Source organism: Streptomyces sp. NPDC088197 (genome assembly GCF_044741185.1).
GTDB lineage: Bacteria > Actinomycetota > Actinomycetes > Streptomycetales > Streptomycetaceae > Actinacidiphila.
In genome coordinates, this window is the sequence record NZ_JBIUSD010000006.1 from 303,798 (window position 1) to 324,400 (window position 20,603).

Below are 20,603 nucleotides of genomic sequence, written 5' to 3' on the forward strand. Positions count from 1 at the left end.
CCCGCCACCGCTGCACGCGCCGCCGGGGGCGCCCCGGTACGGTGCGAAGGTGACCCACTCCGAGAGCGGCGGCGCAGCCGCATCCGTGCTGTACACCTCCGAGCGCCTGGCGAGGGCGCGTGCCGAGGCCGAAACGGCGGGCGTCCAGGCCCTGCTGGTGGCGCCCGGCGCGGACCTGCGCTACCTCACCGGGTATCAGGCGCTGCCGCTGGAGCGGCTGACATGCCTGGTGGTGCCGGTGGAGGGCGAGCCCTTCCTGGTGGTGCCGCGACTGGAGAAGCCCGCCGCGCAGGCGTCGCCCGCCGGCGGGCTCGGCATCGAGATCGTCGGCTTCGACGAGACCGACGACGCGTACGCGCTCATCGCCCGGCGGCTGCCCGCCGCGGTGGCCCGCTTCGCCGTCGACAACCACATGTGGGCGGAGAAGCTGCTCGCCTTCCGGGCCGCGCTCCCGGACGCCGAGGCCGTCCTCGCCGGTGACGTGCTGGCGGAGTTGCGGATGCGCAAGACCCCGGCGGAGATCGCGGCGCTGCGCCGCGCGGGCGCGGCGATCGACCGGGTGCACCGCAGGATCGGCGAGTGGCTGGTGCCCGGCCGCACCGAGCGCGAGGTCGCCAAGGACATCGCGGACGCCATCATCGAGGCGGGCCACGAGCGGGTCGACTTCGTGATCGTCGGCTCGGGGCCGAACGGCGCGAGCCCGCACCACGAGGTGTCGGACCGGGTGATCAGGGCGGGCGACCCGGTGGTGATCGACATCGGCGGCACCACCGCGGAGGGCTACTGCTCGGACTCCACCCGCACCTACGCCGTGGGAGAGCCGCCCGCCGCCTTCCGTGAGCTGTACGACGTGCTGCTGCGCGCCCAGACCGCGCAGACCGCGGCGGTCCGGCCCGGTGTCACCGCGGAGGAACTGGACGCCGTCGGCCGGGACATCATCACCGACGCGGGCTACGGCGAGCACTTCATCCACCGCACCGGACACGGCATCGGCCTGGACACCCACGAGGAGCCGTACATCGTGGCGGGCAGCAAACGCCCCCTCGAGCCGGGAATGGCGTTCTCCGTGGAACCGGGCATCTATCTGCCCGACACCTTCGGCGCCCGCATCGAGGATATTGCCGTCTGTACGGAAAGCGGTGGCGAGCGGCTCAATCTGACAGGGCGTGACCTGGTGGTTCTTCCCTGTTGAGCGCCAGTGGTCCAGTCCAATATTGTTCCCGGCGCGCGGCCGGAAACCCTGGTGGAAACGGCCGGTGAACGACGATAGTTGGGGCCACCTGTCATGCACTCGTAGGAGCGGGCAGGAATTCCCGATCACATCGAGGGGAACACCGCCATGACCAGACCCGCGCCCCGGCGTGCCGTACTGACCGCCGCGCTCGCGGCGGCCGCGGCCACCGCGACCGCGTCCGCGCAGTCCGCCTCCGCCGCCCCGGCCACCGCCTCCGGCGCGGCCGTTCCCGACGCCGCGCGACACCAGGCAGGCGGCGGCACGCCCGACGCCGCCCCCGTCGACTACCACGGCTGGACCTCGCTGCCCGACTGGCTGTTCGGCACCCACCGCGGCACGCTGCCGCTGCCGGGCCGCCGGCCCGGCGTGGTCATCGGCCGCGCCACCGGCACGCTCGACTACACCGACCCGCACACCGGCACCACCGCGACATGGGAGTCGGCCACCTGGACCTCGCCGGTCCGCCGGGTGCCGCACCCCGCGAGCGAGCTGATCGCGTCCTGGAACGCGCACACCCCCGCGGGCACCTGGATCCAGATCGAACTGCTCGGCACCTACACCGACGGCACCGCGACCCCGGCGTACGTCATGGGCCGGTGGACCGCGGGCGACGGCCCCGAGGACATCCGCCGCACCTCGGTGGACGACCAGACCGACGGCAAGAGCAGCATCTGGACCGACACCTTCTCCATCGACGACACCACCGCCGGGCCGCTGCTGGCCTCGTACCGGCTGCGGCTGACGCTCTTCCGCAAGCCCGGCAGCCGCGCCACGCCCACCGTATGGCGGCTCGGCGCGATGGCGTCCAACATCCCGGACCGCTTCACCGTCCCGGCGTCGGTGCCGGGCGTGGCCAAGGGCGTCGAACTCCCGGTGCCGCGCTACTCGCAGAACATCCACAAGGGCGAGTACCCGGAGTACGACAACGGCGGCGAGGCCTGGTGCAGCCCGACCTCCTCGACGATGGTCATCGAGTACTGGGGCCGCGGCCCCACGGCCGCCGACCTGGCCTGGGTGAACCCCGCCTACGCCGACCCCCAGGTCGACCAGGGCGCCCGCTACACGTACGACTACCAGTACGAGGGCTGCGGCAACTGGCCCTTCAACGCGGCCTACGCGGCCACGTACAAGGACCTCCAGGGCGTCATCACCCGGCTGCGCTCGCTCGACGACATCGAGCGGCTGATCAAGGCCGGTATCCCCGTCATCACCTCGCAGTCCTTCCTCGCCACCGAACTGGACGGCGCGGGATACGGCACCTCGGGCCACCTGATGTGCATCGCGGGCTTCACCGCGGACGGCGACGTCGTCGCCAACGACCCGGCCAGTTCCAGCGACGACGCGGTGCGCAACATCTACAAGCGCGCCCAGTTCGAAACCATCTGGCTGAGGACCAAGCGGATCAACGCCACCGGCGGCGTCAGCGGCGGCACCGGCGGTGTCGCCTACGTCTACTTCCCGGCGCAGCCGAGTCCCGGCCAGCGCCGCGCGCTGGCGGCGGTCGGCATCGTCTGACGTCCGTCCGTCCAGCCGTCTCCGGTCGTCTGTCCGACCGGCCGACCGGCCGTTTCCGGCCCGGCCCCGCTCCTCGTACGCGAGGGGCGGGGCCGGGTGCGTGCGGGGTGCGTGCGGGGTGCGTGCGGGGTGCGTGCGGGGGTGGACAGGCCGTCGCACGTGGGGAATTGGACTCGAAGTGGTAGAGACCAATTCGTGGTTTAGTCCAAAGGTCTGGACCAACTATTGACGGGTTCGCGTCACCGCAGGATTCTGTCTGCCACGTTCCCCCACAGGAGGCTAGACGTGAACCGTCTCAAAGCAATCGGCTCGGGCGTGGCCGCCGTCGCCCTGGCCGTGGCCGGGCTCGGTACCGTTGCCGCTCTCGGCCCAAGTCAGGCCAGCGGAGCCACGGTCTCGACGAACGCCCTGACCAACAACTGGTACGCCGCCGCCCCGTATCTGATGCCCAACGACAACAACCCGCCGAGCGCGACCGCCATCATGGACGCGACCGGCCTGAAGGCGTTCCAGCTCGCCTTCATCCTCGCCCCCAACGGCGGTGGGTGCAGCCCCACATGGGACGGGACCAGTGCGGTGTCCTCCGACACCGCGGTGGCGAACGTGATCTCCGCGATCCGGGCCAAGGGCGGAGACGTGTCCGTCTCCATCGGCGGCTACGGCGGCACCAAGCTCGGCCAGGCGTGTTCCGACGCCGCGTCCACGGCCGCCGCGTACCAGCAGGTCATCACCAAGTACCAGCTCAAGGCGATGGACTTCGACCTGGAGGAGCCGGAGTACGAGAACACCGCGGCCGTCGCGCGCGAGATCGGCGCGGCCAAGATCCTCCAGCAGAACAACCCCGGCCTGTTCATCTCGGTGACCACGGCGGGCACCGCGGCGGGCACCGGCTGGTTCGGCCAGCAGATGCTCAACGAGGCCAAGTCGCAGGGCTTCACCCCCAACAACTTCTCGATCATGCCCTTCGACGGCGGCTTCAACGGGGCGGCGTCGCAGACCAGCGCGCTCACCGCCTTCAACGGCCTGCTGAAGACCACCTTCGGCTGGGACACCGCCACCGCGTACGCCCACGAGGGCTTCTCCGGTATGAACGGCCGCAGCGACACCGGCGAGTTCTTCTACCAGGCCGACTTCCAGACCGTGCTGGACTACGCGACCAGCCACGGCATGGGCCGCTTCACCTTCTGGTCGCTCAACCGCGACCGCCAGTGCAGCCCGCCGGACAACAACGGCAGCACCTCGGGCACGTGCAGCAGCGTGGCGCAGAACTCCTGGGACTTCGCCAAGTACTCGGTGAAGTTCGCGGGCGCCACGCCTCCCACCAACCCGCCCACGACGCCGCCGACCACGCCGCCGACCACCCCGCCCGGCGGCGGCACCTGCACGGTCGCCCAGTGGGCCGCCTCCGCCGTCTACGTCGGCGGCAACGAGGTGGCGCACAACGGGCACAAGTGGAAGGCCAAGTGGTGGACCACCAACGAGGAGCCCGGCACCACCGGTGAGTGGGGCGTGTGGCAGGACGAGGGCACCTGCTGACCGGCCGCCGACCGCGACCGTCCGACGTTCCGGGGCGGCGACCGCACAGGCCGCCGAACCGCTGTCGGTCGAACTGGTCTGAACTGGTCTGATGCTGTCCGAAAATCTATCGCGGGTCCGCGGCCGTCACCGGCAGCGGACCCGCGCTGGTGTGTGCGCGAGTCCGCATCTGCGCGTTTTCGCATATGCACATGCTGGTGGTTGTTGACCAAAAACGGACCCTGGATCTCCGGTCGCGTGTTTCACTCCGAACACGTGATCAGTAGCCTCACAGGGTAGACAGGTGCGCGCCCGTCGGCCGAACCACCGTGTGCGACGCGCCCGTTGAGCCCGATGACCTGGAGACAGCAACCGTGACCGACCGTCCTTCCTGGGCCCCGCAGGGCATCGACCTGACGGTGCCCAGCGTGTCCCGGATCTACGACTACTTCCTCGGTGGCTCGCACAACTTCGAGGTGGACCGGGAGGCGGCGCGGCTGGCCATGCGGGCCATGCCGGGGGCGCCCAAGATCGGCCAGGCCAACCGGGCGGTCATGCACCGCGCCGTGCGCTTCGCGATGGACCGCGGCATCGACCAGTTCCTCGACATCGGCTCCGGCATCCCCACCTTCGGCAATGTGCACGAGGTGGTGCAGCGGGCCAACCCCGACGCCCACGTGGTGTACGTCGACAACGACCCGGTCGCCGTCGCCCACAGCCGCGCCGTCCTGGAGGGCAACGACAAGGCGACCATCGCCGCCGCCGACCTCCGCGACCCCGGCTCGGTGCTGGACAACCCCGAGACCAAGCGGCTGCTGGACTTCGACCGCCCCATGGGCCTGCTGCTCGTCGCCGTCCTGCACTTCCTGTCCGACGCCGACCATCCCAACGAGGTCGTCGCCGCGCTGCGCGACGCGCTGGCCCCCGGCAGCGTCCTGGTCGTCACCCACGCCACCCTCCAGTTCGGCCCCGTCCCCTCCGGACAGCGCGGCGTCCAGGCCGTCTACCAGCGCACCGCCACCCCGCTGATCATGCGCACCAAAGAAGAGGTGGAACGCTTCTTCGACGGCTTCGAACTCGTCGAGCCCGGCGTCGTCCCGCTGCCGCACTGGCGCCCCGAGGCCCCGCTCAGCGACGACGACGACCCCGCCGTACTCCACGGTCTCGCCGGTGTGGGGCTGAAAGCGTGACCGCGCTCCCGGCCGCGGCCGGAAACGAGGGCGTGCACGCGCCCGACGCACGCCCCGGCGACAATCTGCGCAGATTCGCCGCCATTTGGGCACGCGCCATCTACCCGGTGACGGTCACCTCGATGACCCGCGCCGAGTTCGAGGACCACCTGGTGCCGCTCACCCGTGTGCTGAGCGACACCCTCAGGGGCCGCCCGTTCGACCCCCGCCCGGCCGCCGAGGTCGGCACCGCCCTGGTCGCCGCGCACTGCACCGACCCCGAGGCGCTGCCCAGCATCCTCGGCGTCATCGACGCCTACCTCGTCCTGTACTGCCCGCCGGGCCCCGGCCTCGACACCGACGACTGCCGGGCCCGCTGCTCACGCCTCCAGCACGCGGTCGCCGTCGGCTTCTCGCGGGCCCTGCGCGAACGCACCCTGCGCGAGCAGGAGTCCATCATCCGCGCCGCCCTGGACGCCCAGCGCGACGCCGAAGGCGCCCTGGCCGCCAGCGAGGCCCGCTTCCGCGCCGTCTTCGAGGGCGCCGCCCTCGGCATCGGCATCGCCGACCTCGACGGGGAAGTCCTCGAGGTCAACGACGCGATGACCCGGATGTTCGGCAGCGAATCCCTGACCATGCGCCGCAATGTCACCGAGTGGGTCCACAAGGACGACGGCACCGGCACCGGCACCCGCCGGCTCAACGGCGAACTGGTACGCGGCGAACGCGACACGTACGACGTCGAGCGCGCCTACCAGCGGGTCGACGGCACCATCTTGTGGGCCAACGTCCGGGCGTCCCTGCTGCGCGACGCCACCGGCCGCCCGCAGTACCAGCTCGCGCTCGTCGAGGACGTCACGGAACGGCGCGGACTGCTGCGCCGACTGCGCCACCAGGCGACCCACGACGCGCTCACCGGACTGCCCAACCGCGCCCTGTTCTTCGAACGCCTCGACGCCGCGCTCGACGCCGACCCCGCCAACGGCACCAGCCGGATCGGCGTCTGCTACCTCGACCTCGACGGGTTCAAGGCCGTCAACGACAGCCTCGGCCACGCGGTGGGCGACCAGCTCCTCGTCGCCGTCGCCGAACGCCTCCAGTCCTGCGTCACCTCGCCCGACCAGCTCGTCGCCAGGATCGGCGGCGACGAATTCGTCGCCCTCTACACTGACCCGCCGAGCCTCGCCGCCGTCACCGCGCTCGCCGAACGCATCCTGGACGCGCTGTCCGCCCCCGTCCTGCTCGACGGCCGCGAACTGCCCGTCCACGGCAGCATCGGCATCGTCCACGGCCCCGTCGAGTCCCGGATCGCCGCCGACGTCCTGCGCAGCGCCGACATCACGATGTACCGCGCCAAGGAACAGGGCGGCAACCGGTACGAGGTCGCCGACCCGGTCGCCGACGCCCGCGCCATCACCCGGCACGGCCTGACCAACCAGCTCCCGAGCGCCCTGGAACACGACGAGTTCTTCATCGAGTACCAGCCCCTCGTCGGCCTCGACGACGGCGCCGTGCACGGCGCCGAAGCGCTGGTGCGCTGGTGCCATCCCACCCACGGCATACTCGGGCCCGACCAGTTCATCCCGCTGGCCGAGAGCACGGGACACATCGTCGGCCTCGGCCGCTGGGTCCTGGAGCGGGCCGCCCGCCAGGCGTACGCCTGGCAGAGCGAGCACATCGGCGGCGGTCCGCCGCCACGGGTCAATGTCAACCTCTCACCGATCCAGCTGCACCACCCCGAGCTGGTCCAGGAGGTCTCCCGCGTCCTGGAGGACACCGGCCTCGACCCCGCCTCGCTCTGCCTCGAGGTCACAGAGAGCGCTCTGATCGGCGCCGACGAGGACACCCTCAAGCCCCTGCGGCAGATAGTCGACCTCGGCGTCTCCATCGCCCTCGACGACTTCGGCACCGGCTACTCCAACCTGTCCTCCCTGCGCTGGCTCCCCGTCAGCGTCCTCAAGCTCGACCGCTCCTTCACCCGCGGCATGCGCGGCCACGCCGCCGACCCCGTCGACCTCAAGATCGTCGGCGGCATCGTCTCGCTCGCCCACGCCCTCAACCTGACCGTCACCGTCGAAGGCGTCGAGACCCGCACCCAGGCCGACCATCTGCGCGCCCTCGGCTGCGACACCGGCCAGGGCTGGTACTACGCCCGCCCCGGCCCGCCGGAACGGCTCCACACCCTGTCGCTGGCCGACGCAAGCTAGCCGCCCGGTCCGCCGTCACGGCTCCGCCAGCGCGCGGGGCCGTGAGAAACGACGCACTTGAGTGCGTCGGGCGGCCGTCGGGGCGGAGCCGCGCGGCCCACGTGGTGGAATCAGGCGGTACGCGAGCCCGTGGTCCGTCCGAGGAGAGCCCCCTGAACACCGCCGTCGCGGAGACGATCTCCGCCCTCGCTCTCCTGCTGGTCCTCGGCTTCGCCGTCCTGCGCCCGCGCGGCTGGCCCGAGGCGGTGGCCGCGGTGCCCGCCGCGGGACTGCTCATCGGCATCGGGGCGGTGACGCCGTCCGCCGCCTGGCACGAGACCAGGGAACTGCTGCCGGTCGTCGGCTTCCTGGCGGCCGTGCTCGTCCTGGCGGAACTGTGCGCCGACGACGGTCTGTTCACGGCGGCGGGCGACGCGGTCGCGCGGGCCTGCCGGGGCGAGCCCAAACGGCTGCTGGCCGGGGTGTTCGTCGTGGCCGCGCTGGTCACGGCGGTGCTCAGCCTGGACGCGACCGTCGTCCTGCTCACCCCGGTGATCATCGCGACGGCCGCGCGGGCGGGCGCCAAGGCGCGCCCGCACCTGTACGCGACCGCGCACCTGGCCAACTCCGCCTCCCTGCTCCTGCCGGTCTCCAACCTCACCAATCTGCTGGCCTTCACGGCCGCCGGCGTGTCCTTCACCCGCTTCGCGCTCCTGATGACCCTGCCGTGGCTGCTGTCCGTCGGCATCGAATACGCCGTCTTCCGCCGCTACTTCGCCGCCGACCTCGCCGTCCGCGAGCACCCGCCGGAGCAGGGCGAGCCGCCGGCCGTACCGGTGTTCACGCTGGTCGTCCTCGGCCTGACCCTGGCCGGCTTCGCGGTCACCTCGCTCGGCGGCCTCAACCCCGCCTGGGCGGCGCTCGCGGGCGCGCTGGTCCTGGGCGTACGGGCGCTGCGCCGCCGCCGGGCGACGGTCCGCGGCCTGGTCGCGGCGGCCGGGCCGCTGTTCTGCCTGTTCGTGCTCGCCCTCGGCGTCGTGGTGAAGGCCGTGGTCGACAACGGGCTGTCCGACGCCGCCGACCGGGTGCTGCCGCACGGCAGCGGCCTGCTCGCGCTGCTCGGGACCGCCGCGTTCGCCGCCGTCCTGGCCAATCTGATCAACAACCTGCCCGCCGTGCTCGCACTGCTCCCGCTGGCCGCCGCGGGCGGTCCCGGCCCCGTGCTCGCCGTGCTCATCGGCGTCAACCTCGGCCCCAACCTCACCTACGCGGGCTCGCTCGCCACCCTGCTGTGGCGGCGCGTGCTGCGCGACCACGGCACCGACTCCGACCTGCGCACCTTCACCCGGCTCGGGCTGCTCACGGTGCCGCCGACGCTCATCGCCTCCACGGTCGCGCTCTGGGCGGGCCTGCGGCTCACCGGAACCTGACCGGCGCCTTCCCCGTCAGCTCCGCTTGGTGAGCGTGCTCGGGGCGCCCTCGGCCTGCGGCCCCGCCTCGATCCGCAGGGTGCGCGCGTCCGTCATGGAGACGGAGTACTCATGCCCTGTCAGACAGGTCAGCGACGAGTCGGGGTCCGTGGGCTCGGCGGCGGTGACCCGCAAGGTCATGGTGTTCCCCCGGACCTGCGCCAGCGACAGCGCCTCCGTACAGCCCCGCTCCGCCCCCGTGCCCGCCTCGGGGATGTTGCTGACGTCCTGGCCGACGGCCTCGCCGCGCGCCCCCGCGTGCAGGGTGAGCGTGACGGTGAACCGGTCGCTGCGCGGCTGGCCGCCGCTGCCGCTCGGATTGCCGGGCCCCGTACCGACCCAGGTGCCGACCCACGAGGCGGGCAGCGCGTCGGCGGGCGCGGAAGTGTGGGTGCTCGTGCTCGGGCCGGGATTCCCGTTGTTGTCGTCGCCGGAGCCGCGCTGCTGGTCGAGGATCACGCCGACCACCACGCACAGGGCCAGCACGCCCGCGACGACCAGTCCGACGCGGGCACCGCGGCCCATCCCCGGCGCGCGGCGCGCGGCACCCCACGGCGCGGGCTGCGGCCCGGAGTACGGCCCGGTGGGCCGGACGGGGCCCGACACGCGCGACGGTGTACGCGGCGGCGCGTACGCGGCGTGCGGGGGAGCGGGTGTCTGGCCTCCGGAGCCGGGGCCGCGGCCGGGCGCGGTCAGCGGCGCCGTGGGGGAGTAGGGCGACGGCCCCACGGCGGCCGTCGGGTCCGCCAGCAGCGTGCGGACCCGCGCTTCTCGGCCGCGCAGCTCGTCGGTGAGGCCGGGCGGCGGGACCTCGTGCCACACGCCCGTACGGTGCCCCGCCTCCCGCAGCAGCGCCAGCGCCTCCTCGGCGGTCGGCCGGTCGGCCGGTTCCTTGGCGAGGCACGCGTGGACCAGCGGCGCCACCGCGTCGGGCAGCCCGGTGAGGTCGCCGTCCTCATGCACGATCCGGTACATCAGCGCGGGCGTCGACGGCTCCTCGCCCGGCCGGTTGAACGGGCCGTGCCCGGTCCCCGCGTAAACCAGTACGGCCGCCAGCGCGAACAGGTCGCCGGGCTCGGCGGACGCGCCCGCGGTCGCCTGCTCGGGCGCCATGTAGCCGGGGGAGCCGATCACCCCGCCGGTCCTGGTGTGCCGGGAGTCCTCCGCGGCCCGCGCGATACCGAAGTCGATCAGCAGCGGCCGGTCAGGGCCGAGCAGTACGTTCGACGGCTTCACGTCGCGGTGCGCGAGACCCACCGCGTGCACCGACCGCAGCGCCTCGCAGAGTTCGGCGGCCAGCGACGCCAGGGCCGGTTCCGGCAGCGGGCCGTGCGCCGAGACCCACTCGGCCAGTGAGGGCGCCGCCACGTACTCCGTCGCCAGCCACGGGGGGCGGGTGCCGGGCGGGCTGTAGTCCACCACCGCCACCGTCCACGGCGAACGCACCCGGTCCGCGTGGCGGATCTCCCGCGCGAACCGCTCCCCGAAGCCGGGGTCGAGCCCGAACTCGGACCGTACGGTCTTCAGCGCCAGTGCCCTCCCGGCGGGGGTGCGCGCCAGATAGACCTGTCCCATGCCGCCCGCGCCGAGCCGCGCGAACAGCGGGTATCCGCCGACTGTGCGCGGATCCGTGGCGTCCAAGCTCTCCATGGGCAGCAGCGTAGGGCCGCTCGCGGCCCCGTGGGAGCGTGATCGTACTCATCCGCGTCCGTCGCCGTACTCATCTGTCACTCCAGTCGTGTCGTGCTTCTTTTCCCGCCCGCCCGCCCGCCCACCCGTGCGGGTGCTTTCTTCGTCTGCGGGTGCCGCTTGTGCCTGGGTCGGTGCCGGTCCGGGGCACCTCCTCGAAATGCGGCTACCTGCTCTTTGCTCATCCGGCACCCTTCTTGTCACCGCATTTCTGCGGGGGCACCCCGGCCCGTCCCCTCCGGGTACGTCGGCGTCCGACTGTCCGGTGGGGGTGGCGGAGGGGGGTGGGTGGGCTCCGGTACGTCGGCGTCGGGCGGTCCGGTGGGGGTCCCGGGAGGGGGTGCGTGGGGGTGAGGTGGTCGGCGTCCGCCTGTCGGTGAGGGTTGCTGGGGAAGGGGTGCTCGGGGACGTCGGCGTGCGCCCGTGCGCTGCGGCTGAGGGAGGTGCCAAGGACCGGTGAGGGAGGCCGACTGTTCCTCCGCCGTGGGGATCGGCGGAAACCGCCTGTCCTTGGCACCCGTCCGCCTGCGGACCGTGTGAGGGGGCCACCCGTGCAGCCCCTTGGGTGGAGGACGCTCGGGGTGCCCTCACGGTCTTGGACACCCACCCCGGCCATCCACGGACAGGCGGACGCCGACGGGCGAGGAGGGGACGGGGCGGGGTGCCCCCGCAGAAATGCGGTGACAAGAAGGGCACCGGATACGGGAGACCAGGTAGCCGCATTTCGAGGAGGTGCCCCGGACCGGCACCGACCAGGCACAAGCGGCACCCGCAGACGAAGAAAGCACCCGCACGGGTGGGCGGGCGGGAAAGACAAGACACACTCGCGCCCGTGACGTGGCGCGTCCGATCAGGCATACTCCAACGCGCCAGAACCGCTGATCACCGCGTGCCGCGACCCGGCAGGGGACCATCGGTTCATGGGCACTGCCCACCGACGGCGCCGCCACACCCAGGGCGTGCCGCCGACGCCCCCGACAGGGAGGAGCGTGCCGCGATGTCGCAGCACGGCCCGCAGCCGGTTGTCCGCCACCTGCCCACCGAGGAGGCGCGGGATCTGCTCGCGCTCACCCGGGACCTGGCCCAGCGGGAGATCGCGCCCGCGGCCGCCGCGGAGGAGGACGCGGGCCACTTCCCGCGTGAGACCTTCGCGCTGATCGGGGAGACCGGACTGCTCGGCCTGCCGTACGCGGAGGAGCACGGCGGCGGGGGCCAGCCGTACGAGGTCTATCTCCAGGTGCTGGAGGAACTGGCCGCGGCCCGCCTCACCATCGGCCTCGGCGTCAGCGTCCACACCCTCGCCTGCCACGCGCTCGCGCACTTCGGCGCCAAGGAACAGCGCGCCGAGCACCTGCCCGCCATGCTGGGCGGCAGCCTCCTCGGCGCCTACTGCCTCTCCGAGCCTGCCGCGGGCTCCGACGCGGCCAGCCTGCGGACGCGCGCCGTACGTACCGGCGGCGGCGCGGACGGCGGCGGCGCGGACGGCGACGGCGGGAACTGGACGATCGACGGCACCAAGGCGTGGATCACCCACGGCGGGGTCGCCGACTTCTACACCGTCCTGGCCCGCAGCGGCGGCGACGGCGCGCGCGGCATCTCCGCGTATCTGGTGCCGGGCGACGCGCCGGGCCTGAGCGCCGCCGCGCCCGAGCGGAAGATGGGCATGAAGGGCTCGCCCACCGCGCAGGTGCACTTCGACGGCGTGACCGTCCCCGACAGCCGCCGCATCGGCGAGGAAGGCCAGGGGTTCGCCATCGCGCTGGCCGCGCTGGACGCCGGGCGGCTCGGCATCGCCGCCTGCGCCGTCGGCCTCGCCCAGGCCGCGCTGGACGCCGGGCTCGCGTACGTCAAGGAGCGGCGCCAATTCGCCCGGCCCCTGGCCGACTTCCAGGGGCTGCGCTTCATGATCGCCGACATGGCCACCAAGATCGAGGCGGGCCGCGCCCTGTACCTGGCCGCGGCCAGGACCCGCGACGCCGGTCTCGACTTCTCCCGGCAGGCCGCCATGGCCAAGCTCTTCTGCACCGACGCGGCGATGCAGGTGACGACGGACGCCGTCCAGCTCCTGGGCGGCTACGGCTACACGGCCGACTTCCCCGTGGAGCGGTACATGCGCGAGGCCAAGGTGCTGCAGATCGTCGAGGGCACCAACCAGATCCAGCGCATGGTGATCGCGCGCCACGTGGCGGGCCCCGAGTCGCGGAGCTGAGCGGTCGCCCGGCGGCGGGCGGTACCCCGGCGCCCCGGTCGGGGCGCCGGATCAGGCCGCGCGGGGCGCCGGTACCCGGAAGGGGCGCGAGCCGGGGCCGCCCACGTGCGAGAAGGGCTGGGTGCGCCAGTCCAGGGTGTCGGGCAGGACCAAGAGGGTGCCGAGGTCGAGGTCGTGGACCTCACCGGGCAGGGAGCCGTCGAGGGGGCGGGCCTCCTCGACGGGGCGGCCCGAGCCGGAGCAGACGGTCAGGCCGAAGGGGTTCCACGGCGTGGGGCACAGGGCGTGCTCCGGAAGCCGGTCCTCGTCGGCGAAGACCGCGATCGGCCGCGCGCACTCCGGGCAGTCCACCCGGACCAGGTCGAGATCGTCCTCGAACGAGTCATCCGTGTCGTCGGCGTCCGGCAGTCCCGGCAGCAGCGCGAGCGCGAATTCGCGTTCGTGCCCCTCCTCGGGCGCCGGCTGGGTCCGCTCACTGCGGTTGTGGCGCACATGGTTACGCATATTCGCGTCTCCCCCATCGGACGGATGTGCCCTCCATCGGGCCGGCCCGGCGTCAATCCCGCGGCCATAGCGAGCACTTCCCGCCGCGCTACGCGGGTAATCACGCCATCGACCTCATAGGGATGCATGGGGTGTGGCCTTCATCACATCCCGCCTTTTGCCCGGTCCATGCGCCCTCACCATGCCTCCGCGCACCCCTCGTGCCCCCGCGCGGCATCTTGCGGGTGTGCCGGATAAGGTGCGAGCGGGCGTGGCCGGGCAGGGCCCCGCCGACCGGTGGAAGCGGCTCGGCAGAATGCGTGGCGACGTGATGCGTGACGGGTGGCGGCGTAATGCGTGACGGTGGGATGCGGACCAACTGGGCCGGGAACATCACCTTCTCGGCGGAACGGGTGCACCGCCCGGAGTCGACCGGCGCCCTGCGCTCCCTGGTCGCCGCGAGCCGCCGCGTGCGGGTGCTGGGCAGCGGCCACTCCTTCAACGACATCGCCGACACCGACGGCGCCCTCGTCGAACTCTCCGGCCTGCCACCGGAGATCGACATCGACACGGCCGCGGCCACCGTCCGCGTCGCCGCGGGCGTCCGCTACGCCGAACTCGCCCAGCGGCTGCACGAGTCCGGCTTCGCGCTGCCCAACATGGCGTCACTGCCGCACATTTCGATGGCGGGCAGCGTCGCCACCGGCACCCACGGCTCCGGCAACGCCAACGGCGGCCTCGGCACCTCCGTCAGCGCCCTCGAACTCGTCACCCCGGACGGTGAAGTCGCCGTGCTCAGCCGGGACAAGGACGGCGACCGCTTCGACGGCGCCGTGGTCTCGCTCGGCGCGCTCGGCGTCGTCACCGCCCTCACCCTCGACCTGGTCCCCGACTTCGCCCTCCGCCAGCACGTCTTCACCGGACTCGAACTGGCCGACCTGGACGGCCACTTCGACGCGATCACCGGGGCCGCGTACAGCGTCAGCATGTTCACCGACTGGCGCGCGCCGCGCTTCGGGCAGGTCTGGCTCAAGCAGCTCGCCGACGCGCCCCCGCCCGAATTCCCCTGGGCCGCGCCCGCCACCGGGCCGATGCACCCCGTCCCCGGCGCCGACCCGGTGAACTGCACCGCGCAGCAGGGCGTGGCCGGACCCTGGCACGAGCGACTGCCGCACTTCAGGCCGGGATTCACCCCCAGCAGCGGCGCCGAGTTGCAGTCCGAGTACCTGCTGCCCCGCGAACACGCCCTGCCCGCGCTCCACGCCCTCGCCGGGCTCGGCGCCGACATCGCGCCGCTGCTCCAGATCTGCGAAGTGCGGACCGTCGCCGCCGACCGGCTCTGGCTCAGCCCCGCCTACGGGCACGACTGCGTCGCCTTCCACTTCACCTGGGTGCCGGACACCGCCGCCGTCCTCCCCGTCCTCGCCCGCCTCGAACAGCGCCTCGCGCCGTACGCGCCGCGCCCGCACTGGGGCAAGGTCTACGTCGCCGACGCCGCCGAGGTCAGGTCCCGCTACCCCCGTATGGCGGACTTCCGGGCGCTGGCCGCCGAGCTGGATCCGGGCCGCACCTTCAGCAACGCCCACCTGGACCGGCTGCTGCCCGCGTGAGCGCGACGGCGACACCCGGCGCGGGATGTGACCGAACCGTGCACATGCATACGTAACGCGGCGCTGTGCCTATGGGTAAGGTCATCCGCTATGGAGGAGTTGGACCGGCACATCGTGGAACTTCTCGTCGCCGACGGGCGCATGAGCTACACCGACCTGGGCAAGGCCACCGGCCTGTCCACCTCGGCGGTGCACCAGCGCGTGCGCAGGCTCGAACAGCGCGGGGTGATCCGCGGCTACGCGGCCATCGTCGACCCCGAGGCGGTCGGCCTGTCCCTGACGGCCTTCATCTCCGTCAAACCGTTCGACCCCAGCGCCCCCGACGACATCGCGGACCGCCTCGCCGAGGTCCCCGAGATCGAGGCGTGCCACAGCGTCGCGGGCGACGAGAACTACATCCTCAAGGTGCGGGTCTCCGCCCCCATCGAGCTGGAACACCTCCTGACCCGGATCCGCACCCTCGCGGGCGTCTCCACCCGCACCACGGTCGTCCTGTCCACGGCGTACGAGGCCAGGCCGCCGCGCGTCTGAGCCGCGATTCCGGCCGCCGCGGACCCGCCGTCACGGGAGGCGCGCAGGCGCCGGGGGCGCCACCCCGGAGTCCGGCGCGCGCCCCGACCGGGGGAGACTTGTGCCCATGCACCGCACCTCCACTCCGCAGCCCCCCGCCACCCCCGCGCCGACCGGAACCGTCCTGCTCCGTGGCGGCGCCGTCTACAGCCCCGCCGACCCCTTCGCGACCGCGATGGTCGTGGACGGCGGCACCGTCGCGTGGGTCGGTTCCGAAGGGGCCGCGGACTCCTTCGCGGACGGCGTGGACCGTGTCGTCCGGCTCGAAGGGGCGCTGGTCACCCCGGCCTTCACCGACGCGCACGTGCACACCACCGCCACCGGCTTCGCCCTCACCGGCCTCGACCTGTCCGGCGCCGCGTCGCTGGCCGACGCGCTGACCCGTACGGCCGCGTACGCCGCCGAGCGGCCCGCCGACCGCGTGCTGCTCGGCCACGGCTGGGACGAGAGCCGGTGGCCCGAGCGGCGCACACCGACCCGCGCGGAGCTGGATGAGGCGGTCGGCGGACGACCCCTCTACCTGACCCGTACGGACGTCCACTCGGCCGCCGTCAGCACCGCGCTGCTCGACCTGGTGCCCGGCGTCCGGGACGAGCCCGGCTTCGACCCGCAGGCGCCGCTGACCCGCGACGCGCACCACGCGGTACGCCGCGCCGCGTACGCCGCCGTCACCCCCGCCCAGCGCGCCGCCGCCCAGCGCGCCGCGCTGCTGCACGCCGCGGAACAGGGCATCGGCGCGCTGCACGAGTGCGCGGGCCCCGACATCTCCTCCGAGGACGACCTCATCGGCCTCCTCGCGCTGGCCGCCGCCGACGCCGGGCCGCGGGTCTTCGGCTACTGGGCGCAGGCCGCGTCCGCCCCCGCCGACCTCGACCGGGTCAGGGACCTCGGCGCGATCGGCGCGGGCGGCGACCTCTTCGTGGACGGCTCGATCGGCTCCCACACCGCCTGCCTGCACGCCCCGTACGCCGACGCGCCGCACACCGGCGTCAGCTACCTGGACGCCGAGACCATCGCCCGCCACCTCACCCTCTGCACGGAAGCGGGCCTCCAGGCCGGTTTCCACGCCATCGGGGACGCGGCGATCGGCGCGGTCGTCGACGGCGTACGGGCCGCCGCCGCGGCCGTCGGCCTGGAACGCGTCAGGGCCCTGCGGCACCGCGTGGAGCACGCCGAACTGATGACCCCCGACACCATCGCGGCCTTTGCCGAATTCGGCCTCGTGGCCTCCGTGCAGCCCGCCTTCGACGCGGCCTGGGGCGGTGAGGACGGCATGTACGCCGACCGGCTCGGCGCCGACCGGGCCCGCGACCTCAACCCCTTCGCCGCCATGACCCGTGCCGGGGTGCCGCTGGTCCTCGGCTCCGACAGCCCCGTCACCCCGCTCGACCCCTGGGGCGCCGTCCGCGCCGCCGCCTTCCACCGCACCCCCGAGCACCGCGTCTCGGCTCGCGCCGCCTTCAACGCCCACACCCGTGGCGGCTGGCGCGCCATCGGGCGGGACGACACCGGCGTCCTGGTCCCCGGCGCCCCCGCCGACTACGCCGTCTGGGACAGCGGCGACCTCGTCGTCCAGGCCCCCGACGAACGCGTCGCCAACTGGTCCACCGACCCGCGCTCCGGCACCCCGGGCCTGCCCGATCTCACCCCCGGACGCCCGCTTCCGTCCGCCCTGCGCACCGTCGTCGGCGGCCGTACCGTCTTCGAGCGGCCGAACGGGTGAGCATCGCTCGGCACATGCGGCCGAACGGTGTGCCCTCGGCCTGTCGCGGCGTGTCGCAGGGCCCCGCACTGACCTGCTGATTTGGCGAAACCCCGCAGGTCAAGGGGGTGTTGACAGCCGATGGTCGGAGGCGAGTAGGTTCGGCCAAGTCCACCACAGGACGTCGGACCGGGGGCCCTCCGCGGTTCTGTCGACCGCCGCTGGGCCATGGGGCGCCGCGCCGCACGTGCACGCCGCCACTGGCAGCCAGGTCCAGCGTCAGCGGCGCCGGAACGCGTACGCGCCCCGGTCGGCAGGTGTGACCCGGGAAGGGCCCGGACGCCCAGTAGACAACGGCCTTGGTACTGACCCGCAGCCAGCGGGTCCCAGGTCGGCCCGAAGGGCGTCCGGGCCCGTTCCGTTGCCTTCCCGCAGTCTGGGGGAGGGTCCCGCGTTGGCCCGATGGGCGTCCGGGCCCGTTCCGTTGCCTTCCCGCAGTCTGGGGGTCCCCCCGGACGGAGTCTGGGGGAGGGTCCCGCGTTGGCCCGATGGGCGTCCGGGCCCGTTCCGTTGCCTTCCCGCAGTCTGGGGGAGGGTCCCGCGTTGGCCCGATGGGCGTCCGGGCCCGTTCCGTTGTCTTCCCGCAGTCTGGGGGAGGGTCCCAGGTCGGCCCGATGGGCGCCTGGGCCCGTTCCGCTGCCCTTCCGTTCCCTGTTCCGCGGCCTGGGGGTCCCCAGACTTCGTCCGGGGGTGCCCCCAGGCGGGTGGGGCGGGGTACCGTCGCCTTCATCACCACTTCACCTGCAAGAAAGGCCGCGACGTGCGCCCGCGACCCGACACCGTTTCCGCGGCGACCGCGGTTGAGCCGTTGACGGAGCCGTCAGCGGCGCCAGGGGTTGGGGCGGAGGGGAAGGCGTCGCGCCGCGAGCGGTTCGCGGCGGCGGCGCGGGCGGCCGCGCCCAGGTCGGCGGTGGCCGCGGTGAGCGGCTGCGCGCTGGCGCTGGCGTTTCCGCCGTACGGGGTGTGGCCGCTGTCGGTGGTGGCGGTGGCGGCCCTGGCACTGGTGCTCGAGGGCAGGACGGTGCGCCAGGCGGCCTGGCTGGGCTTCGCCTTCGCGTTCCCCTTCTTCCTGTGGCTCCTGGTGTGGCTGCGCTCGGTGATCTGGCTGGCCGTACCGCTGCTGTCGGCGGTCGAGGCGGCGTATCTCGTGCTGATGGCCGCGCTGATCGTGCTCGCCCGGCGGCTGCCCGGCTGGCCGCTGTGGACCGCGTGCCTGTGGGTCGCACAGGAGCTGGTACGCGACCGGCTGCCGTTCGGCGGCTTCCCGTGGGGGCGCCTGGCGTTCGCCAACACCGCCTCCCCGTACACCCCGCTCGCCGCGCTCGGCGGCGCCCCGCTGGTGACCTTCGCGGTGGCGCTCAGCGGCACGCTGCTGGCCGCGGCGGCCCTGGCCGGGTACCGGGCGTACAAAGCCCGCCGCGCCGCCGTTCTGCCGGGCGTGACCGCCCTGGCCCTGTCGGTGGCCGTCCTGCTGTCCGGCCTGCTCGTGCCGGTGCACACCAATGCCGTCGGCCACGTGCGCGTCGCCGTCGTCCAGGGCAATGTGCAGCAGCCCGGCATGCACTTCCTCGGCCGACCGATGCAGATCCTCAACAACCACGTACAGGCCACCCTCAAGCTCGCCGCCGACATCGAGGCGGGCAAGGTGCCCAAGCCCGACATCGTGCTGTGGCCGGAGAACTCCTCCGACCTGGACCCCTTCACGTACCCGGAGGCGTACGACAAGATCACCGAGGCCGTGAAAGCGGTGGGCGTGCCGGTGCTGGTCGGCGCCCTGGTCGACGGCCCGGACGAGGACCACGTGCAGAACGAGGGCATCGTGTGGGACCCGGTCACCGGCCCCGGCGCCCACTACACCAAGCAGCACCCGGTGCCGTTCGGCGAGTACGTGCCCTTCCGCAAGGCGCTGACCAAGGTCGTCCCGATGCTCAACCAGATCCCGCGGGACTTCTACCCCGGCAAGGGCACCGGCGTGATGCGGATCGGTCCGGCCGAACTCGGCGACGTGATCTGCTTCGAGGTCGCCTACGACGGCATCGTGCGCGACACGGTGAAAGCCGGGGCGCGGGCCCTGGTCGTCCAGACCAACAACGCCACCTACGGCCGCACCGGCCAGCCCGAACAGCAGCTCGCCATGTCCCGGCTGCGCGCCGTCGAGCACGGCCGCGCCATCGTCACCGCCGCGACCAGCGGAATCAGTGCGATCGTCGCTCCTGATGGCAAGATCGAACAGCAGAGCGCGGAGTTCACCCAGCAGGTGCTGAGTGCCGACATCCCGCTGCGCGACGAGATCACTCTCGCCGACCGCGTCGGTACGTTTCCTGAGTGGTCACTCGCTATTGTTGGGCTCCTGTCCTGTGCGGTCGCCTTCGCGCTCGGCAGGCGCGACCGCACACGCATGGGCATGGCAAAGGGGCAGTAGTGAACGACGGCGAGCAGCGGAGCTTCGGGCCGCTCGGCAAGGTTCTGGTCATCATCCCGACCTACAACGAGGCCGAGAACATCAAGCCGATCGTGCAGCGGGTGCGCACGTCGGTACCCGACGCCCACATCCTCGTCGCCGACGACAACAGCCCGGACGGCACCGGGAAGCTCGCCGACGAGCTGGCGGGCGCCGACGAGCAGGTCCACGTCCTGCACCGGCAGGGCAAGGAGGGCCTGGGCGCGGCGTACCTCGCCGGCTTCCAGTGGGGCATCGACCACGGCTACGGCGTCCTGGTCGAGATGGACGCGGACGGCTCCCACCAGCCGGAGGAACTGCCCCGGCTGCTGACCGCGCTCAAGAGCGCGGACCTGGTGCTCGGTTCGCGCTGGATCCCGGGCGGACGGGTCGTCAACTGGCCGAAGTCCCGCGAGTATCTGTCGCGCGGCGGCAGCACCTACTCCCGGCTCCTGCTGGACGTCCCGATCCGTGACGTGACCGGCGGCTACCGCGCCTTCCGCAAGGAGACGCTGGAAGGTCTCGGCATGGCCGAGATCGCCTCCGCCGGCTACTGCTTCCAGGTGGACCTCGCCTGGCGCGCGGTCAAGGGCGGCTTCCACGTGGTCGAGGTGCCGATCACCTTCGTCGAACGCGAGCGCGGCGACAGCAAGATGAGCCGCAACATCGTGGTCGAGGCGCTGTGGCGGGTCACCGCGTGGGGCGTGGGCTCCCGGGCGGGCAAGATCGTCGGCCGCAAGGCGTAAGGCCGC

The 20,603-nt window shown here is 73.0% G+C and carries 14 protein-coding genes; 12 read left to right on the forward strand and 2 right to left on the reverse strand.

Translation table 11 applies throughout. From position 1 onward, the window contains the following. The first annotated feature begins 49 nt into the window (after positions 1–49). The 6 genes from ACIOC1_RS17690 to ACIOC1_RS17715 all read left to right on the forward strand — a co-directional run bounded on the left by ACIOC1_RS17690 (position 50) and on the right by ACIOC1_RS17715 (position 9,049). Positions 50–1,192, forward strand: a complete 1,143-nt coding sequence (locus tag ACIOC1_RS17690) for a Xaa-Pro peptidase family protein (RefSeq protein ID WP_355347111.1) — start codon at positions 50–52, stop codon at positions 1,190–1,192. 147 nt (positions 1,193–1,339) lie between these two features. Then, a complete protein-coding gene (locus tag ACIOC1_RS17695; protein ID WP_391050620.1) occupies positions 1,340–2,749 on the forward strand; it encodes a C39 family peptidase in 1,410 nt (469 codons plus the stop codon). 285 nt (positions 2,750–3,034) lie between these two features. Then, positions 3,035–4,285, forward strand: coding sequence for a carbohydrate-binding protein (locus ACIOC1_RS17700; protein ID WP_355347117.1), 1,251 nt, complete (start codon positions 3,035–3,037; stop codon positions 4,283–4,285). A gap of 353 nt (positions 4,286–4,638) precedes the next feature. Continuing rightward, complete coding sequence (locus tag ACIOC1_RS17705; protein ID WP_391050623.1) at positions 4,639–5,454, forward strand: SAM-dependent methyltransferase; 816 nt, start codon at positions 4,639–4,641, stop codon at positions 5,452–5,454. Next, entirely contained in the window at positions 5,451–7,640 is a 2,190-nt protein-coding gene (locus ACIOC1_RS17710) for a putative bifunctional diguanylate cyclase/phosphodiesterase (RefSeq protein ID WP_401855178.1), read from the forward strand. Before ACIOC1_RS17705 ends, ACIOC1_RS17710 begins: the two co-directional genes overlap by 4 nt. A gap of 152 nt (positions 7,641–7,792) precedes the next feature. After that, a complete protein-coding gene (locus ACIOC1_RS17715; protein WP_355347213.1) occupies positions 7,793–9,049 on the forward strand; it encodes an SLC13 family permease in 1,257 nt (418 codons plus the stop codon). Positions 9,050–9,064: 15 nt separating this feature from the next. On the opposite strand, the gene ACIOC1_RS17720 is transcribed toward ACIOC1_RS17715, so the two are convergent. After that, on the reverse strand, positions 9,065–10,738 hold the full coding sequence (locus ACIOC1_RS17720; protein WP_401855180.1) for a serine/threonine-protein kinase: 1,674 nt from the start codon (positions 10,736–10,738) through the stop codon (positions 9,065–9,067). Between the two features lie 1,036 nt (positions 10,739–11,774). Between ACIOC1_RS17720 and ACIOC1_RS17725 the strand changes: the two genes are divergently transcribed. Next, entirely contained in the window at positions 11,775–12,986 is a 1,212-nt protein-coding gene (locus ACIOC1_RS17725; RefSeq protein ID WP_401855182.1) for an acyl-CoA dehydrogenase family protein, read from the forward strand. A 51-nt stretch (positions 12,987–13,037) separates the two neighbouring features. Here the strand turns inward: ACIOC1_RS17725 and ACIOC1_RS17730 are convergent, their stop codons facing one another. Then, complete coding sequence (locus ACIOC1_RS17730) at positions 13,038–13,490, reverse strand: hypothetical protein (RefSeq protein ID WP_401307219.1); 453 nt, start codon at positions 13,488–13,490, stop codon at positions 13,038–13,040. 332 nt (positions 13,491–13,822) lie between these two features. Between ACIOC1_RS17730 and ACIOC1_RS17735 the strand changes: the two genes are divergently transcribed. The 5 genes from ACIOC1_RS17735 to ACIOC1_RS17755 all read left to right on the forward strand — a co-directional run bounded on the left by ACIOC1_RS17735 (position 13,823) and on the right by ACIOC1_RS17755 (position 20,597). Beyond that, positions 13,823–15,079: an FAD-binding protein gene (locus tag ACIOC1_RS17735; protein ID WP_401855185.1), complete on the forward strand. Its 1,257-nt coding sequence runs from the start codon at positions 13,823–13,825 to the stop codon at positions 15,077–15,079. Between the two features lie 90 nt (positions 15,080–15,169). Then, a complete protein-coding gene (locus ACIOC1_RS17740) occupies positions 15,170–15,610 on the forward strand; it encodes an Lrp/AsnC family transcriptional regulator (protein ID WP_355347139.1) in 441 nt (146 codons plus the stop codon). Positions 15,611–15,716: 106 nt separating this feature from the next. Continuing rightward, on the forward strand, positions 15,717–17,372 hold the full coding sequence (locus tag ACIOC1_RS17745; RefSeq protein WP_401855188.1) for an amidohydrolase: 1,656 nt from the start codon (positions 15,717–15,719) through the stop codon (positions 17,370–17,372). An 847-nt stretch (positions 17,373–18,219) separates the two neighbouring features. Next, positions 18,220–19,833 carry an apolipoprotein N-acyltransferase gene (gene lnt / locus ACIOC1_RS17750; RefSeq protein WP_355347145.1) on the forward strand — a complete coding sequence of 538 codons (1,614 nt, stop codon included), beginning with the start codon at positions 18,220–18,222 and terminating at the stop codon, positions 19,831–19,833. After that, complete coding sequence (locus ACIOC1_RS17755; protein WP_355347148.1) at positions 19,833–20,597, forward strand: polyprenol monophosphomannose synthase; 765 nt, start codon at positions 19,833–19,835, stop codon at positions 20,595–20,597. The genes lnt and ACIOC1_RS17755 overlap by 1 nt, the downstream gene beginning before the upstream one ends. Positions 20,598–20,603 lie beyond the last annotated feature (6 nt).

Coding starts and splice junctions, on each gene's coding strand:
- ACIOC1_RS17695 (WP_391050620.1), top strand. CDS start 1,340: ATGACCAGACCCGCGCCCCGGCGTGCCGTACTGACCGCCGCGCTCGCG.
- ACIOC1_RS17720 (WP_401855180.1), bottom strand. CDS start 10,738: ATGGAGAGCTTGGACGCCACGGATCCGCGCACAGTCGGCGGATACCCG.
- ACIOC1_RS17725 (WP_401855182.1), top strand. CDS start 11,775: ATGTCGCAGCACGGCCCGCAGCCGGTTGTCCGCCACCTGCCCACCGAG.
- ACIOC1_RS17730 (WP_401307219.1), bottom strand. CDS start 13,490: ATGCGTAACCATGTGCGCCACAACCGCAGTGAGCGGACCCAGCCGGCG.
- ACIOC1_RS17735 (WP_401855185.1), top strand. CDS start 13,823: ATGCGTGACGGTGGGATGCGGACCAACTGGGCCGGGAACATCACCTTC.
- ACIOC1_RS17740 (WP_355347139.1), top strand. CDS start 15,170: ATGGAGGAGTTGGACCGGCACATCGTGGAACTTCTCGTCGCCGACGGG.
- ACIOC1_RS17745 (WP_401855188.1), top strand. CDS start 15,717: ATGCACCGCACCTCCACTCCGCAGCCCCCCGCCACCCCCGCGCCGACC.